This is a genomic window from Janthinobacterium sp. BJB301, assembly GCF_002735685.1.
GTDB classification, from domain to species: Bacteria; Pseudomonadota; Gammaproteobacteria; order Burkholderiales; family Burkholderiaceae_D; genus Janthinobacterium; species Janthinobacterium lividum.
On record NZ_PDZJ01000003.1, the window covers coordinates 393,261 to 410,794 of the forward strand.

The window sequence follows — 17,534 nt, forward strand, 5'->3', positions numbered from 1 at the left end:
TCTTACCCTTCTTATCCACCGCGAGAACACCATGACTGTCATAAAGCAAGAAGACCTGATCGAATCCGTCGCCGCAGCGTTGCAGTACATTAGCTACTACCACCCTGCTGATTACATCGAGCACCTGGCGCGCGCCTACGCGGCCGAGCAAAGCCCGGCGGCAAAAGATGCGATCGCGCAAATCCTGACCAACTCGCGCATGTGCGCGGAAGGCAAGCGTCCTATCTGCCAGGACACGGGTATCGTCAACGTCTTCCTGAAAATCGGCATGGGCGTGCGCTTCGAAGGTTTCAGCGGCACCGTCACCGACGCCGTCAACGAAGGCGTGCGCCGCGCGTACAACTTCGACGACAACAAGCTGCGCGCTTCCATCGTGGCCGACCCGCATTTCGACCGCAAGAACACCAAGGACAACACGCCAGCCGTCGTGCACATGGAATTGGTTGAAGGCAATACCGTCGACGTGAAAGTGGCTGCCAAGGGCGGCGGCTCGGAAAACAAATCCAAGATGATCATGATGAACCCGTCCGATTCGCTGGTGGACTGGGTCATGAAGACCGTGCCGACCATGGGCGCCGGCTGGTGCCCGCCTGGCATGCTGGGCATCGGCATCGGCGGCACGGCCGAAAAAGCCATGCTGATGGCAAAAGAAGTGTTGATGGAAGACATCGACATGTTTGAGCTGAAACAACGCGGCCCGCAGAACAAGCTGGAAGAACTGCGTATCGAGCTGTGCGACAAGATCAACTCGCTGGGCATCGGCGCGCAAGGCCTGGGCGGCCTGACGACCGTGCTCGACGTGAAAATCATGATGCACCCGACGCACGCCGCGTCGAAGCCGGTCGCCATGATCCCGAACTGCGCCGCCACGCGCCACGGCCACTTCGTGCTCGACGGCTCGGGCCCGGCCTACATGGAACCGCCATCGCTGTCGTCGTGGCCGGAAGTGCACTGGACGCCGGACACGGAAAAATCCAAGCGCGTCGACCTGAACACCCTGACGAAAGAAGAAGTCGCTTCGTGGACGCCGGGCCAGACCTTGCTGTTGAACGGCAAGATGCTGACGGGCCGCGACGCCGCACACAAGCGCATCCAGGACATGCTGGCCAAGGGCGAAGAGTTGCCGGTCGATTTCAAGAACCGCGTCATTTACTACGTCGGCCCCGTCGACCCGGTGCGCGACGAAGCCGTCGGACCAGCCGGCCCGACGACCGCCACGCGCATGGACAAGTTCACCGACATGATGCTGGAAAAGACGGGCTTGATCGCCATGATCGGCAAGGCCGAACGCGGTCCGGTCGCCATCGAATCGATCCAGAAGCACCAGTCGGCCTATTTGATGGCCGTGGGCGGCGCCGCCTATCTGGTGTCGAAAGCCATCAAGCACGCCAAGGTGCTGGGCTTTGCCGACATGGGCATGGAAGCGATCTACGAATTCGACGTGGTCGACATGCCGGTGACGGTGGCCGTGGATGCGAAAGGCACCTCGGTGCACAACACGGGCCCGAAAGAGTGGCAGGCGAAGATCGAGCAACTCAATAGCGTCAGCAAGATTCCCGTGACGGTCGCTTAAACAAGCACTACCATAGACGCCGCGCGGCAACATCAGCGCGGCGTTTTTTATCTTCCCCGGTTCCCTATGACTTCTATTGCAAGCACTGCCCGCCCAGACGCGCCCATCGGCATTTTTGACTCCGGCGTGGGCGGCCTGTCGGTGCTGCGCCATATCCGCGCGCAGCTGCCGCAGGAAGACCTGATTTACTTTGCCGATTCCGGCTATGCGCCGTATGGCGACAAGACGGAACAGCAAGTGGTCGACCGTTCGCTGGCGATCACCGCCTTTTTATTGCAGCAAGGCGCGAAGGCGCTGGTCGTGGCATGCAACACGGCCACCATCGCCGCCATCAAGGCGCTGCGCGCGCGCTATCCCGACCTGCCCATCGTCGGCGTCGAACCGGGATTGAAACCGGCGGCCGCCATCAGCCGCAATGGCAAGATCGCCGTGCTGGCGACGGAACGCGCCTTGCGCGGCGACAAGCTGCTGGCCCTGCGCGAACAGGTGAGCGCCGCCACGGGCGCCACGTTCATCTTGCAGCCCTGCATCGGCCTGGCCGACCGCATCGAACAGTGCGAACTGGGCACCGATCCGCAGGACGCCACCAGCGCCATGCTGGAACGCTACATCGCCCCCATGCTGGAACAAGGCGTCGACACGCTGGTGCTCGGCTGCACGCACTACCTGTTCGTACAGGACGCCATCGAACGCACGGTGCGCGCCCACACGCAGGAACAGATCACCCTGGTGGACACGGGCGACGCCGTGGCGCGCCAGCTGGCCCGTCTGCTCGATGCGGCAAGCTTGCGCCGCATTAACAATGACGCACCACGGCTGCAAGGCTACACGACGGCCAAGGTCGAATCCCTGGCGAAAGCCTTCGCCGGTTTGCTGGACTTGCAGCCGCCTGTCGCACACCTATCCGTGTGAGCGGTGGGAGCAAAAGCGACCGTTTTCATGCAATCTTTCGATTCTTTAAAAAAGACTGCATTTAGATTTGCCACTTTGCCGAGTTCTTTGTATAATTCGGCACCTGTTCAGCAAAACAGCTAAACAGGTAAGTAAGACAGTGGTGGCTGTAGCTCAGTTGGTAGAGTCCAGGATTGTGATTCCTGTTGTCGTGGGTTCGAGCCCCATCAGCCACCCCACAGAATAAAGAAGAGCCCGGTTTTCGAACCGGGCTTTTTCTATTCCGGCGCCGCCTTTATTTCTTCAGCGATACCTACCCCGGTATCGCTTCCTGCAAAAAATTCATTAGTGCAAATTTGACCATCGCCCTACTCTGGGGTGCGGCCTGGACCGCCCCATAAAAACAGTACGGAGACAACGATGAAGCATATCCTGGCAGCACTGTGCCTGATGTTCTGCGCCCAAGCGCAGGCGATCAACCTGACGGGGGTGCCGAACGCGCACGACCCCGGCACCCTCACGCGCGACGGCGACACGTATTTCAATTTCACGACGGGCGACGGCATCTGGTATTCCACCTCGACGGACCTGCTGAAATGGTCGGCCGGCCCCGCGCCCGTGTTCAGCACGCCGCCGGCCTGGATCGCCAATAAAATCCCCAACTTCAGCGGCTCGTACTGGGCGCCCGACGTGATCCACATGAACGGCTACTATTACCTGTATTACTCGGTCTCCACCTTCGGCACCTCCGTGTCGGCCATCGGCGTGGCCCGCTCCGCCTCGCTGAAAAACCCCAGCTGGACGGACCTGGGCATCGTGGTGCAATCGTATGGGGGCGGTGCGGAAATCAATGCCATCGACCCGGCCCTGTTCCGCGATCATGACGGCAAGGTCTACATGTCGTACGGCTCGTTCTTTGGCGGCATCGGCGTGACGGAAATCAACCAGGCCACGGGCAAGACGAGCGGCAACGTCACCACCATCCTCGGTGGCGGCGGCAAGGATATCGAAGCGCCCTACATCACGCACGACGGCGAGTATTACTATCTGTTCGTCAACCGCGGCAAATGCTGCCAGGGCGCGGCCAGCACGTATTACGTGGAAGTGCAGCGCGCCAGCAGCGTGACGGGGCCGTACAGCGGCACGCGCACGCTGCTGCCTAACCTCGATGGCAAGTACAAGGGACCGGGCCATATCGGCGTGCTCAAGCAGGATGGCTGCAACTACACCTCGATCCACTACTACGACGTCAACGACAATGGCGCGGCCAAGCTCGACATTTTGAAGATGACGTATGACAGCGGCTGGCCCAGCCTGACGCGCAATTTCTCTGTCGCCAGCTGCGGCGGCATCTCGGACGGCCCCACGGTGCTACGCTCGCGCTTGAGCGGCAAGGCGCTCGCCGTGGCGGGCGCCGGCACGGCGAATGGCGCACTGGTGCAGCAGCAAACTTATACGGGAGCAAAACACCAGCAATGGTATGTGGTGGGACACGGCGATGGCTACTATAGCCTGATCAATGCGAACAGCCTGCTGGGCCTGGACGACTACAACAATTCGACCACGGCCGGCACGAATATCGCGCAATGGAGCTACTGGGGCGGACTGGGCCAGCAATGGCGCTTCGCCGGTCCCGCTGCCGGCTACCAGACGATCAGCAACCGCTACAGCAACCTGACCCTGGACGTACTCAACCTGAGCACGGCGGAAAACGCGCAGATCATCCAGTGGAATCTGACCAACGCGAACAACCAGCAGTGGTCTCTGAGCCGGCCGTAGGATCGGGAACTAGCCCGCCAGCACCGACTGCACCGTCGTCGCCAGGTCGTCCAGGCGCACGGGTTTCACGAGGAAGTGGCGGAAGCCCACGGCCAGCGCATCTTCCATGTACATGGGCAGGCTGTGGCCCGTGACGGCGATTAGCACGGCGTTGGCCGTCTCGGGATTGTGGTGCAGGCGGCGGCCGATTTCGATGCCGCTGATGCCGGGCATTTCGATGTCGAGGTAGACGGCATCGGGCACGCACAGCTTGACTTGCTCGACGGCCATCTGCCAGTTGCGCACCACCACAGCGTGGTGGCCCAGCGCTTCAAGCAGCATGGCCAGCGATTCGCCCACCTCCTGGTTGTCGTCGACCACCAGCAGATTCAATTTGCGCGCAGCACTTGCCGGCTGGTCGCCCTGACGGCGTTCCACGGGGGGATTGCCTGGTGTCGTTTCAGTTGTCTGGCTCATTGTACGTTTACGTCTGACGGCTGCAAAAGCGGGAGTATACAAGAAGCGCGCACAATGCCGCCGCACCCGAGCACTGGTGCCAGGCGGCAATCCAAGCCGCCCGCTGTACCGGGCCAGCAACACTTCTCCGCCCGCAGGCAGCCATATGGCCACTACGCAATATTCGCAATTGACGGATAAAATGAGAATCATTATCATTATCATCCCCTTGCGCCGGATATCCACGCCACGATGTTGTCGCGCCGCCCGATTGCCCGCGCAAACATTGTCATTACGGAGATCCATGCATGGCTGCCACACCTTTCACACTGCCCTTTTCGCTGCGCCCGTGCGCGCTGGCCATCGCCCTCGCCTGCCTGGGCGTTTCTTTTTCCGCGCAGGCACAGGAGACCAATACAGCCAATACCGCCGATAACGCCGGTCCCATCCTCGAATCCATCCAGGTCAGCAGCAATCTGCTGGGCACCAGCATGGCCGCCAGCACGAAGAATTTCGCGGGAGCCCGCACGGTGGTGCAAAAGGATGACATCGAGAACTCGGGCGCTACCAGCCTCAGCGATGTGATGCGCCGCATTCCCGGCGTGCAGATCAGCGACAACTCGGGCAGCGCCGGCAGCGCCATTTCACTGAACATCGGCGTGCGCGGCCTGGCCGGACGCTATTCGCCGCGCAGCACAGTCTTGCTGGACGGCATCCCGATGTCGGTGGCGCCGTATGGCCAGCCGCAACTGTCATTCGCGCCCGTCAGCCTGGCCAATGTCGAGACGGTCGACGTGGTGCGCGGCGGCGGCGCCGTGCGCTTCGGCCCGCAAAACGTGGGCGGCATCATCAACTTCAAGACACGCCGCGTGCCCACCACGCCAGGCATCACGGGCGACGCTACCGTACGCTACAACTCGTACAGCGAAGTGGGCCACAATACGCAGGCCAGCGTCTTTGCCGGCACCCAGCTCGATAGCGGCCTGGGCCTTGCCGTGCTGTATTCCGGCATCCGCGGCAGCGACTGGCGCGTGGGCAGCGATGAGAAGGTCAACGACTTCGCCCTGAAATTCCGCTACGACCTGAGCCCGACGGCCGAGGTGTACGCCAAGCTGTCCTACTACGACGTGACGTCGCGTACACCGGGCGGCCTGACGGCCGCCCAGTACAAGGCAGACCCGTTCCAAAACACGCGCCCGACCGATTACTGGAGCGGCGAGCGCAAGGCCTTCGACATCGGCTACCTGAACGCCATTTCCAGCACGCAGGAATTCGAAGTGCGCGCTTATTACAACAAGAGCTCGCGCGAAAGCACCCTGATCAACGCTGGCCGCACGGGCCTGGGCCGCCAGCCGCGCAACTATGAAACGACGGCCATCGAGCCGCGCTACACGCAGCGCTTCACGACCGGCAAGGTATCGCAGGACATCACCGTCGGCTATCGCTACCTGGCCGAACGGGCCGACGAGACCATCTACAACATCGTCATCGCCAGCGGCGTAAAGCAAAATCCGACGCGCTTCGCCGACAATTCCACCGATGCGCAAGCCGTGTATATCGACGACAAGATCGCCATCGATGCCTGGCGCATCACGCCCGGCGTGCGCTATGAACACATCAAGACGGAACGCTTCAACCACTTGCCGACCGACCAGAAGATCGAGTTGCTCAACAATAAGGCCCTGCCTTCGCTGAACGTGGCCTACTTGCTCAACAACAACGTGACCCTGTTCAGCAACTACAACAGCTCGTTTGGCGCCGTGCAAAACACGCAGCTGAACTCGCAATCGGACAAGAATCCGCTGCAGCCGGAACTGGCCAAGACGGCCGAACTGGGCGCGCGCTGGAAGAGTAGCCAGCTGTCGGCCGAAGCGACCTTGTTCAACATCAAGTTCGACAACCAGATCCAGTCCGTCGGCAGCGGCGAAAGCGCCATCTTCTACAACGTGGGCGCCACGCATCACCGGGGCCTGGAAACGGCCATCGACTACCACTTCGACAAGTCCGGCCCGCTGGCCGGCTTGAATACCTACGCCACCTACACCTATACGAAGGCGACCTTGCAGGATGGCGTGAACGCGGGCAATGACGTGCCCTTCTATTCACGCAACACGGATACCGTCGGCGCCCACTACCAGCTGGGCGCCTGGGGCTTCGACCTGTCGAGCAACCATCAGAGCCGCCAGTTCGCGGACGAAGCCAACACCGTGGCGGAAAACGCGGCCGGCAACCTGGGCATCATTCCCGGCTTCCGCACCTGGAACACGCAAGTGAAATGGAAAGTGCCGGGCCAGGCGGGCCTGGAGCTGGTCGCCGGCGTCAACAACCTGAGCGACAAGCGCTACTTCACGCGCACATCGGACGGCAACCTGGGCAAGATGGTGGGTGCGCCGCGCATGGTCTACCTGCAGGGCCGCCTGGCGTTCTGACCTGATCCGCTGCCCCCGCCTATCGAGTCGATAGGCGGGGGCACACGCTTGCTGCACGCAAAAACCTGCGCCATTGTTGTAATGGTGCAGGTTTTTTTACGCCCCCCGAAGTCACAAAAATTCTTTGCTGCAAGCACGCTGCAGGCCGCGTTCGCTGTGGGGGAAAATTGCTGCTGGGTCTGGGCTTGCTGGGTTTCATTGCGCGCCGCAAGGCAGCCGCCTGAATCTGAAAAGCCGTCGCGCAACAGCCGCTCCGCCGCCTGGCCGGACGGCTTTTTTCATGGGAAAACGGGAGCATCACATCAGTAAATGTTGCCAAGAAGAATTAAATTGACGCTACAATAGCGGGGTATCAAGCAATGCCAAGCATCGCTCCGCCAGGGCCCCTACCCCGCCCTGATCATCAGCACGCATTTTTTGAACAGGATGACTGGCGCTGCCGGGCCCGATCGCGCTCCCGGCACGGCCACCACACACGCACCATGTCCGCAGAAAAAACCATTACCGAAACGAGTTCCTACGGCAAGGAAACGCCCGTAGGGCGTCCTGACATCGATGGCCGCGCCGGCATTTTCGTGCCCACGGCGGAATTTGACATCAACAACACCACCACCATCCGCAAGGGCGCGGGCATTGTCGGCTTCGGCAACCTCGATGGCACCCTGACCGTATATTTCGAAGCGAACCGCTTCGACGAAAGCAATCTGCACAAGTGGGAACACAAGGCGCGCAAGGCGTATGACCGCATGGTCATGGGCGCGCCCACGGTGTCGAAGGCGAAAATCGATGCGCGCATGCTGGAACAGGTCGGCATCATCGATGGCATGGGCATCAATCTCAAGCACCCGGAACGCCTGACGCACTGGCTGGCGATCTCGAACGTGCCGGACACGGCGCCGGAAGAGCCGGTGGTGCGCTGGAAAAACCGCTAAACAGCCGGAGAGCGAGGCGGGGCGCCAGGCACGAGGTGTTGTCCTACATGGCGGCGGACATTCATCCGATGCCCAAAGGCATCAACTCATCCTATGATGAAAGCCTGACCACACCTCACACCACTCAGGAGTACGACATGTCCCGCCTCATCCCGATCAGCTTTGGCGCCTTGCAAATAGGTCTGGCAGCGGCGGCGATGTACATCCTGTGTTCGGCGGACGTATTGCACCAGGGTTCGGTTTATTTCCACTAATAAAATGACAAAGCCGGGCAAGCAACGCTTGTCCGGCTTTGTCCTGCATGCAAGCGCAATAGTCTAGCGGCGGCCGTGGTAGCGTCCATGCCCGCCCCAGCCACCGCGGTGTCCACCGTAGCGCCCAAAGCCGAACATGAAGTCCAGCCCGATCGTCACGGGTGGATTGTAATAATACGGTTGCGGCGCGTACACGGGCGCCGGCACATATACGGGTTGCTGCACGTACACCGGCTGCTGCTGCACGTACACAGGCTCATTCGTGTATTCCACGCGCGGTGCACTCATCACGCGGCCCGACTGCACCGGCTCGGACGAGACCGTATGCCATTCATAGGGATTGTAGGCCCCCTGCGGCGCGCGCGAACCGTAATATGCGGGACCGGGGGGTGCCACGGCGCAGCCACCCAGGGCGGCCAGCGAAATTACTGCCAACAGGGTTTTCATTGCAATTCTCCTCGAGTACCAATTCCATGTACTACCTTAATTAAGTACTATAAGAAATTACGTCGAGCTTTGCTGCGCTTTTACCGATTGTTACACGCCGACGCACGCCGCAACATGAAATGTGGCAAAGCCGCCACAAGCCACTCGTGCGGCATGTTTCCTCAAATAAACGGAATCGCGCACGTATCGATGGCCTTGCCAGCCGCATCGTAGCGCTGCACGCACACCTGGTAGCGCACCCCGTAATCGAGCTCGACCTGCTCGACCTTGCCATACTTCAATTTCCAGCTGGGCTGCACCTGTTGCCGGCCAGCCAGCGCGGCCACATCCTGCGGAATCGCCATCGCCGTTTGCGTCTCGCCCTGGCGCGCATCCTGGCGCCGCGCCACGTCGGTCGATACGCTCACAGCCAGGTCCACGCCGCCGTCCACATAGCTCAGCGTGGGCGCGCTGCGCTGCGCCCGCATCACGCCCCAGGCGCAAGGCTTGCCGCCGGCCTCGCATTGCTTCAATTGCGCCAGTGGGAAATATTCAGGGGCAATCTTGCCATCCTTGATGGGCCAGCTGGTGCGCACGCCGTCGCGCTTGCCCGTCAGGGGATTATCCCAGCTCAGGCTATTGACGACGGCCACGGTCTGCCCCGCCAGCAAGCCCACGGGCGTGCCCAGCGATGCGCAGGCGGAAAGCAGCAAGCCGCTGGCGGTCAGGGAAAAAAGTGTCAGGATGCGCTGCATGGTAGGCCTCTTGTAATGGGAGATCCCGAAGGTATGTTTCGAGGGTAACAGAATCGGCGGCGACAGTGCCGTTGGCTGGCGCACATAACAGTACGGGCGGCACCCTTGCAGGCGCCGCCCGTAGCGGATATGGCCATGCCGGGAGCCTCGCTCCCGGCAATACGTGGATCAGTCCAGCTTCCAGGCGTAGTCAACCTTGGTCCAGGTTTGCGCTGCGGCGCCATCCTTGGTGCCCGGCTTGAACTTGCACGCGGACAGGGCCTTGATGGCGGCCTTGTCCAGGTTCTTGAAGCCGCTGCTCTTGTCGACTTTCGAATCGGCAACAGTACCATCGGCATTGACCAGGAAAGACATCGACACGGTGCCCTGCTCTTCGTTCATCAGCGAGGCTTTCGGATAGTCGGCCTTGCAGTTCTTGGCATCGAACGACGCCGGCACCTCGGCAGCAAAGGCCGCGGAAGAAACGGACACCAGCAAGGCTGCTGCAACACTCATAAAACGCTTATTCTCAAACATGTGCTTCCCCATGATTATCAGATACGGTAATTACAATTTCCGGTGCGCTGTTGACCGCGCTTAAAACTCTTCCCACTCGTCATTGCTGCCGGCGCCTGCCGCCTTGCGTGGCGCCGCGGCGGCCACGGGAGCGGCCGCTTCCGCCTTGCGGGTCAACGACTTCACCGGGCGCAATGCCGCTGCCGGCTTGCGCACGGCCACTGGTGCGGCGGCCACGGGAGCCGGCACATACGCTGCCGGCTTCTCTTCGCCTTCGACCAGTTTGAAGATGCTGACCACGTGGGCCAGTTCGGCCGCCTGGTCTTGCAAACTTTGCGCCGCGGCGGCTGCCTGCTCCACCAGGGCGGCATTTTGCTGCGTCATGCCATCCATCTCGATGATCGACAGATTGACCTGTTCGATGCCGGCGCTTTGTTCCTGGCTGGCACTGGCGATCTCGCTCATGATGTCGGTCACGCGGCGCACGCTGTCGACCACTTCGCCCATCGTCACGCCAGCCTGGCCGACCAGACGCGTGCCCCGTTCCGTTTTCTCGGCCGAATCGTCGATGAGGATCTTGATTTCTTTCGCCGCGCCAGCGGAGCGCTGGGCCAGGTTGCGCACTTCCGACGCCACCACGGCAAAGCCGCGGCCTTGCTCGCCGGCACGTGCCGCTTCCACGGCCGCGTTCAGCGCCAGGATGTTGGTCTGGAAGGCGATGCCATCGATCACGCCGATGATGTCGACAATCTTCTTCGCCGACTCATTGATCGAGCTCATGGTGTCAACCACTTGCGACACCACGGAGCCGCCCTTGATGGCGACATCCGAAGCGGTGGCGGCCAGCTTGTTGGCTTCCCGCGCATTGTCCGCATTCTGCTTCACGGTCGAGGTCAGCTCTTCCATCGCCGACGCGGTTTTTTCCAGCGCGCTGGCCTGCATTTCCGTACGCGACGACAGGTCGATATTGCCGTCGGCAATTTCACGCGAGGCCGTGCCGATGGTTTCCGTACCGACGCGCACCTGGCCGACGATGCCCACCAGGCTGTTGCGCATTTCCTTCATTTCCGCCAGCAGGCTGGAGGTATCGGAAGGCTGCGTGTGGATGCCGATCGACAGGTCGCCATTGGCGATGCTGCCGGCGATCGATGCCGTGTAGTCCGGTTCGCCGCCCAGCTGTTTCAGCAGGCCGCGGGTAATCACCAGTGCCGCTGCCACGCCCATCGCCACGGCCAGTACGCCGAGGATGATCATGAACAGGCGCGCGCTGTCGAAGGCCTTGCGGGCGTCCGATTGCATCTGCTCATTGAGCTTGTCTTCCAGCACGGCCAGCTGCTCCAGCGCTTCCATCCATTTTTTCTGTACCGGGCGGATTTCCTTGATCATCACGCGCGTGGCGCCTTCCGCATCGTTGGCCATCCACAGCGCGGATGCCTTGGCGATGGCCGGCATGGCGGCGGCTTCGTATTCCTTGATCGAGGCCAGCAGGGCTTTTTCTTCAGGAGTCGACTCGACGGCAAATTTCTCTTCGAGCTTCTTCTGCGTTTCCTGATAGGTGCTGGTCTGCGTCTTGATACGCGCCATTTCAGGTTCCATATCGCCCGCGTCGGTCATCAGGGTCAGGATGCGCAGCGAAGTGATGCGGTCGCTGACGTTGCCACGCATGTCGATCACGAGGCGGGTGACGACGTTGTTGACATTGATCACGTGATCGAGACGTTCCTGGATTTGCGCCATGCGCGCGATGCCGAGGACGGTCACGGCCACCAGCAGAACCAGTACCAGGGCGAAACCCAGGCCCAGGCGGGTACCAACCTTCATTTTTGCTAAATTCATTTCGGCTCTTCGTAAATGAAACTATTGATAAGAATTTTGCCCGGCACGACAAGACGAAGGCTGCGTAACACCGGTATCCGCCCTTACCCATTGGTATGCTGGCGGTCTCCGGCCGCACGCAGCCTGGGGTACTTCCTGGTCTACAACAGCCCTGAAAACGCCAGTGACTGCGAATGCAAATTTGTTCCACACACTGAATTTTTGACACCGTTGATGTGAGATCAACATCAAACATTCATATGAGAAATATTTGTCTATAATCAATTATAGGTGTAAATTTTGCCTCAAAGCAAGCAATAAGTACCTGAATAAATAGCTGATTAACTTTCTTCGGGGAAATGGCAACAATGCCGTTTCTTGCCCCTTAGAAATGCCCCACGACAGTGCGGGCGTGCGCCGAAACAGCGCATTTACAACACATGGCATAGCCATATGACATCGTTTTGGGAAAGGTACTCAGAGGAAGGGGTGGTGCGGACAATACCACTGCGCCGGGGCAGCGGTATAGACAACTTGGATCAGCGGTCCCAGCTGCAATACATCATATAGGCGTGGCCGTCCGTGCCGAAGACAAAGATGCTCCAGATGGCACCCAATCGACCAGCCACGATGCCCTGGCCCGATGATACCAATTGATACCAGTACGGCTCGCTGCCCAGCAGTTCGGCCAGTTCACCCTCGAAACCGTCATATAAACGGGCGTCGAGCGGCTTGCGGTCGGCCTCGCTCGTCGGGAGCAAGCGCTCGAGCAGCCACTGGCGCGGCGTGCACAAGGCACCGCTGCATATCATGCTTTCGATCGGCTGCAGGCGCATGCCGTCCGGCGGCAGCTTCAGCGTGCGGCACAGCGCGTCGAGCGACGCCTGCGGCGCGATGGGTCCCAGATACTCGCAAAGAAACAGACTGCCATCATCCTTCAGCGCGGTGACGGCTTGCAGGTAACCATGCAACTGCCGTGCATGGGCGTGGCAGTCGCCGCGCATCAGGCAGGCAAGGACAAGCGCGCCGCCGCTTCCAGCAGCAAACGCGGGTCGCCCGAGGCCAGCTTCTTCGAATCCGACAAGGTCTGGCGGAAGCCGCGCGCGCCGGGCAGGTTCTGCATCAGGCCCAGCATGTGGCGCGTGACGCTGTTCAATTTCAAGCGCCCCGCCTCTTTTTCCAGCTGCGCGCTGATGTAGGGAATCATCGCTTCGAGCACCTGTTCGCGCGTTTTGACGGGAGCGTCGTCGCCGTAGTAGCGCTGGTCGAACTGCGCCATCACATACGGGTTGTGGTACGCCTCGCGCCCCAGCATGACGCCGTCCAGGTGCTGCAGGTGCAGGTCGATCTCGTCGAGCGTCTTGATGCCGCCATTGATGATGAACTCGAACTGGGGAAAATCACGCTTCAAGCGGTAGGCATAGTCATACTTGAGTGGCGGCACCTCGCGGTTCTCCTTCGGGCTCAGGCCTTTCAGGATGGCGTTGCGCGCATGCACGATAAACGTCTTGCAGCCGGCGTCGGCCACGGTGCCGACGAAGTCGCGCACGAAGTCGTACGATTCGCTGTCATCGATGCCGATGCGGTGTTTCACCGTGACGTCGATATCGACCACGTCGCGCATGGCTTTCACGCAGTCGGCCACCAGTTGCGGCTCGGCCATCAGGCAGGCGCCAAACGCGCCCTTTTGCACGCGCTCGGACGGGCAGCCGCAGTTCAGGTTGACCTCGTCGTAGCCCCACTGCTGGCCCAGCTTGGCGCTGGTGGCCAGGTCCTTCGGATCGCTGCCGCCCAGCTGCAGCGCCACCGGATGCTCTTCCTCGTTGAAGCGCAAATGGCGCTCCACGTCGCCGTACACCAACGCGCCCGTCGTCACCATCTCGGTGTAGAGCCAGGTGTGGCGCGTGATTTCGCGGTGGAACTTGCGGCAATGGCGGTCGGTCCAGTCCATCATCGGGGCGACGGACAGGCGGCGGGAAGGCAAAGAAGAGGAAGTCATGGTGTCTACAAAAAAACAGGAGCTGCAAATGACAAACCCGCTGCGCGCCTCACCAGTGATGGTGACGCGGCGCAGCGGGCCGGGAGCGGCATGGCCCGCAGGCCATGCTCTACAACAGATTACGAATCACGCGACGCTTTTTTACGCTCGTGCTCTTTCAGGAAGCGCTTGCGCAGACGGATCGATTTAGGCGTGATTTCCACCAGTTCGTCGTCCTCGATGAATTCGACTGCGTATTCCAGCGACATCTGAATTGGTGGTACCAGGCGCACCGCTTCGTCGGTACCCGACGAACGCACGTTGGTCAGCTGCTTGCCCTTGATCGGGTTGACGACCAGGTCGTTGTCGCGCGAGTGGATACCGATGACCATGCCTTCGTAGACTGGGTCATTGTGCGACACGAACATGCGGCCGCGGTCTTGCAGTTTCCAGATAGCGTAGGCAACAGCAGCGCCGTCATCTTGCGAGATCAGCACGCCGTTACGACGGCCAGCCATTTCGCCACGGGTGTTGTCGACTGGCGCGTATTCATGGAATACGTGGCTCATCAGGCCGGTGCCGCGGGTCAGGGTCATGAATTCGCCCTGGAAGCCGATCAGGCCACGCGCCGGGATCAGGTACTCGAGACGCACGCGGCCCTTGCCATCCGATTCCATGTTTTGCAGGTCGCCACGACGACGGCCCAGTTCTTCCATGACGCCGCCCTGGTTGACTTCTTCCACGTCAACCGACAGGTTTTCAAACGGCTCGTGGCGCACGCCATCGACCATTTTGAAGACCACGCGTGGACGCGAAACGGCCAGCTCGAAGCCTTCGCGACGCATGTTTTCGATCAGAATCGTCAGGTGCAGCTCGCCGCGGCCCGATACTTCAAAGATCGTGTCGTCGTCGGTTGGTGCCACGCGCAGAGCAACGTTGGCTTTCAATTCTTTTTCCAGACGGTCACGCAGTTGACGCGAGGTAACAAACTTGCCTTCGCGGCCAGCCAGTGGCGAGTTGTTGACCATGAAGTTCATGGTCAGGGTCGGCTCGTCGACGGTCAGCATAGGCAGCGCTTCCGGAGTGTCCACTGCGCACAGGGTCGAACCGATGCCGATTTCGTCGATACCGTTGATCAGGCAGATGTCGCCGGCGACGGCTTCGTCCACCAGCACGCGCTCCAGGCCCTTGAAGTTCAGCACCTGGTTGATGCGGCCTTTGATTGGCGTGGCGCCTGGGCCATTGATGACCAGCACGTCCTGGCCGACCTTGACGGTACCGCGGTTGACGCGGCCAATGCCGATCTTGCCGACGTACGACGAGTAGTCCAGCGAGGTGATCTGCATTTGCAGCGGGCCTTCAGGATTGTCGTCGCGTACTGGAACGTGTTCCAGGATGGCGTCAAACATCGGCTTCATGTCGCCGCCGCGCACGTCTTCGGTCAGGCCGGCATAGCCGTTCAGGCCCGAAGCGTAAATGATAGGGAAGTCCAGTTGTTCGTCGGTAGCGCCCAGCTTGTCGAACAGTTCGAACGTCTGGTTGATGGCCCAGTCCGGACGTGCGCCTGGACGGTCGATCTTGTTGACGATAACGATAGGCTTCAGACCCAGTGCCAGCGCCTTGCGCGTGACGAAACGGGTTTGCGGCATCGGGCCTTCTTGTGCATCGATCAGCAGCAGAACCGAGTCCACCATCGACAGAACACGTTCCACTTCGCCGCCGAAGTCGGCGTGGCCTGGGGTGTCGACGATGTTGATGTGGGTGCCTTCGTACTCAACGGCGCAGTTCTTCGACAGAATCGTAATGCCGCGCTCCTTTTCCAGGTCGTTCGAGTCCATGACTCGGGTGTCGACCGCTTGGTTTTCACGGAAGGTGCCGGACTGGCGCAGCAGCTGATCCACCAGCGTGGTTTTGCCGTGGTCAACGTGGGCGATAATGGCGATATTACGAATTGCGCGTTTTGTATTTGACATGGTCGTAGTAGTTACTGAAAAACTGCGGAGTGCGTACAAGGTGTACGAGATACCCGAATGCTAATCTATTTCCGGAACCGCGTAGTATAGCATGTTGCGTTGCAACGCTATCTAAAAATGCTGGCGGCTCCCGCAGTCGGGGACGATTTGTTTAAAAATGCGACACCGGGTTAGCAGTGTCGCTGATCAATATGACTTGACCATGACTTACCTATGACTTAACGACACCTGACAAAACCGTAGCGAGCGGAAGTGAGTTGTGGCTAAGAAGCGCAGCTGTGCGCATGCACAGTGAGCATCGCAGGCCGCAAATCACGACGCGCAGTAGGTTTGGTCAGGTGTTCACTGATGCGCGGTGGCGATCAGACGCTCCGGGGCCAGGATGCTGTACTCCTGCAACTGGCCCGTGCCCAGCAACTTGCTGTCGTGATACACGCGCACACGGCCAGGTTCGGCCGGTACGGCGACGTCTTCCTTGCCCAGCGCGATGCGCTGGCCATGCAGGAAACGCCTGGCCAATTCTTCCGTCAGCTGGACGGCGGGGAAACTCGACAGCAAGGCATCGACGGGAGCCAGCAGGCTCAACGGTTCGGCATGCGCCGTCAATTCGTCGAGCGTGACGACGCCGTCCAGCGTCAGGCTGCCCACCTGCGTGCGGCGCAAGGCGTTCAAATGGCCGCCGCAACCGAGGGCATGGCCGATGTCTTCGCCCAGCACGCGGATATACGTGCCTTTGCTGCACATCACGGACAATTTCAGGAACGGGGCGTCATAGCCGAGGAACTCGAGCTTGTGGATGGTCACCGGGCGCGCTTCGCGCTCCAGGGTGATGCCTGCCCTTGCATACTCATATAGGGGCTTGCCATCCCTTTTCAAGGCCGAGTACATGGGCGGCGTCTGCAGGATAGGCCCGCGGAACTGCGCCAGCACGGCTTCGATCTGCTCTTCGGTGACGTTGACGTCGCGCGTTTCCAGCACTTCGCCTTCCGTGTCGCCCGTATCCGTCGTCTGCCCCAGGTGCACCAGGGCTTCGTAGGTTTTATCGGCTTCCAGCAAGTCCTGCGAGAACTTGGTCGCTTCGCCAAAGCACAGCGGCAGCAAACCCGTGGCGAACGGATCCAGCGTGCCCGTATGGCCCGCCTTCTTCGCGTTCAAGACGCGCTTGGCCTTGATCAGGGCATCGTTGCTGGACCAGCCGACAGGCTTATCCAACAGCAGGACGCCATCGACCAGGTCGCGCACCCGCTTGATGCCGGGCGGTTTCTTCGGACCCGCCACGCTTATTGCTCGTCCGCTTTGTCTGCAGGCTTTTCGTCCGGCTCGGCGTCGGCCGCGCGCGTGGCGTTGGCCTTGTCGATCAGCAAGGACATTTCCATGCCGCGCGAGGTCGAGCTGTCATGCACGAAATGCAGCATCGGCAGGGTGTGGATGTGCAGGCGCTTGCCCAGCAAGCCACGGATGAAGCCAGACGCGGCCATCAGGCCTTCGGTGGTGTTCTTGATGGCTTCCTTGCTGTCTTTCAACATCGTGAAAAACACCTTGGCGTGCGCGTAATCGGGGGTGATCTGCACTTCGGTGATGGTGATCATCGTGCCGACGCGTGGATCCTTCAATTCGTAGGCGACGATTTCAGCCAGATCGCGCTGGATCTGGTCGGCCACGCGCAAGCCGCGCGCTGGCATGGTTTTGCTATGTTTAGCCATGATTATTATGCTGTCCTAAGTGCCGCAGGGCGCATGGGTCAAACGGTTGCCCGTTGACCAATGCGCCCCACGTGTTTGCGCGGACAACGATATGTC

Annotated in this window: 16 protein-coding genes and 1 tRNA gene; 7 read left to right on the top strand and 10 right to left on the bottom strand. The window is 60.6% G+C overall.

Going from position 1 to position 17,534, the window contains the following annotated elements:
- Positions 1-31 precede the first annotated feature (31 nt).
- The 4 genes from CSQ91_RS21150 to CSQ91_RS21165 all read left to right on the top strand — a co-directional run bounded on the left by CSQ91_RS21150 (position 32) and on the right by CSQ91_RS21165 (position 4,243).
- A complete protein-coding gene (locus CSQ91_RS21150) occupies positions 32-1,573 on the top strand; it encodes a fumarate hydratase (protein WP_034784516.1) in 1,542 nt (513 codons plus the stop codon).
- Between the two features lie 66 nt (positions 1,574-1,639).
- A complete protein-coding gene (gene murI, locus CSQ91_RS21155; protein ID WP_099389522.1) occupies positions 1,640-2,485 on the top strand; it encodes a glutamate racemase in 846 nt (281 codons plus the stop codon).
- A gap of 142 nt (positions 2,486-2,627) precedes the next feature.
- Positions 2,628-2,703 (top strand) — tRNA-His (locus CSQ91_RS21160).
- A 181-nt stretch (positions 2,704-2,884) separates the two neighbouring features.
- Positions 2,885-4,243, top strand: a complete 1,359-nt coding sequence (locus tag CSQ91_RS21165) for a family 43 glycosylhydrolase (RefSeq protein ID WP_099389523.1) — start codon at positions 2,885-2,887, stop codon at positions 4,241-4,243.
- 9 nt (positions 4,244-4,252) lie between these two features.
- On the opposite strand, the gene CSQ91_RS29015 is transcribed toward CSQ91_RS21165, so the two are convergent.
- Positions 4,253-4,699, bottom strand: a complete 447-nt coding sequence (locus CSQ91_RS29015; protein WP_180278480.1) for a response regulator — start codon at positions 4,697-4,699, stop codon at positions 4,253-4,255.
- A 287-nt stretch (positions 4,700-4,986) separates the two neighbouring features.
- On the opposite strand from CSQ91_RS29015, the gene CSQ91_RS21175 reads away from it, so the two are divergent.
- The 3 genes from CSQ91_RS21175 to CSQ91_RS21185 all read left to right on the top strand — a co-directional run bounded on the left by CSQ91_RS21175 (position 4,987) and on the right by CSQ91_RS21185 (position 8,293).
- A complete protein-coding gene (locus tag CSQ91_RS21175) occupies positions 4,987-7,107 on the top strand; it encodes a TonB-dependent receptor family protein (protein ID WP_099389525.1) in 2,121 nt (706 codons plus the stop codon).
- Positions 7,108-7,589: 482 nt separating this feature from the next.
- On the top strand, positions 7,590-8,039 hold the full coding sequence (locus CSQ91_RS21180) for a hypothetical protein (protein ID WP_034782544.1): 450 nt from the start codon (positions 7,590-7,592) through the stop codon (positions 8,037-8,039).
- Positions 8,040-8,074: 35 nt separating this feature from the next.
- Positions 8,075-8,293 (top strand): hypothetical protein, encoded by a 219-nt coding sequence (locus tag CSQ91_RS21185; protein ID WP_180278481.1) that lies wholly within the window; start codon positions 8,075-8,077, stop codon positions 8,291-8,293.
- 63 nt (positions 8,294-8,356) lie between these two features.
- Here the strand turns inward: CSQ91_RS21185 and CSQ91_RS21190 are convergent, their stop codons facing one another.
- The 9 genes from CSQ91_RS21190 to rbfA all read right to left on the bottom strand — a co-directional run bounded on the left by CSQ91_RS21190 (position 8,357) and on the right by rbfA (position 17,438).
- Positions 8,357-8,740 (bottom strand): hypothetical protein, encoded by a 384-nt coding sequence (locus CSQ91_RS21190; protein ID WP_034782540.1) that lies wholly within the window; start codon positions 8,738-8,740, stop codon positions 8,357-8,359.
- 161 nt (positions 8,741-8,901) lie between these two features.
- Positions 8,902-9,474 carry a hypothetical protein gene (locus tag CSQ91_RS21195; RefSeq protein ID WP_099389526.1) on the bottom strand — a complete coding sequence of 191 codons (573 nt, stop codon included), beginning with the start codon at positions 9,472-9,474 and terminating at the stop codon, positions 8,902-8,904.
- Positions 9,475-9,642: 168 nt separating this feature from the next.
- Complete coding sequence (locus tag CSQ91_RS21200) at positions 9,643-9,969, bottom strand: energy transducer TonB (protein WP_092611776.1); 327 nt, start codon at positions 9,967-9,969, stop codon at positions 9,643-9,645.
- Between the two features lie 81 nt (positions 9,970-10,050).
- The gene (locus CSQ91_RS21205; RefSeq protein ID WP_034782537.1) at positions 10,051-11,790 is read right to left on the bottom strand and encodes a methyl-accepting chemotaxis protein; all 1,740 of its coding nucleotides are present in this window, start codon (positions 11,788-11,790) and stop codon (positions 10,051-10,053) included.
- 533 nt (positions 11,791-12,323) lie between these two features.
- Positions 12,324-12,788, bottom strand: coding sequence for a hypothetical protein (locus tag CSQ91_RS21210; RefSeq protein WP_099389527.1), 465 nt, complete (start codon positions 12,786-12,788; stop codon positions 12,324-12,326).
- Entirely contained in the window at positions 12,788-13,783 is a 996-nt protein-coding gene (dusA, locus tag CSQ91_RS21215; protein WP_034782593.1) for a tRNA dihydrouridine(20/20a) synthase DusA, read from the bottom strand. Before dusA ends, CSQ91_RS21210 begins: the two co-directional genes overlap by 1 nt.
- 119 nt (positions 13,784-13,902) lie before the next feature.
- Positions 13,903-15,735, bottom strand: coding sequence for a translational GTPase TypA (typA, locus tag CSQ91_RS21220; RefSeq protein ID WP_034782534.1), 1,833 nt, complete (start codon positions 15,733-15,735; stop codon positions 13,903-13,905).
- A 342-nt stretch (positions 15,736-16,077) separates the two neighbouring features.
- A complete protein-coding gene (truB, locus tag CSQ91_RS21225; protein WP_099389528.1) occupies positions 16,078-17,013 on the bottom strand; it encodes a tRNA pseudouridine(55) synthase TruB in 936 nt (311 codons plus the stop codon).
- A gap of 2 nt (positions 17,014-17,015) precedes the next feature.
- Positions 17,016-17,438 (bottom strand): 30S ribosome-binding factor RbfA, encoded by a 423-nt coding sequence (gene rbfA, locus CSQ91_RS21230; RefSeq protein WP_034782531.1) that lies wholly within the window; start codon positions 17,436-17,438, stop codon positions 17,016-17,018.
- Positions 17,439-17,534: the final 96 nt, after the last annotated feature.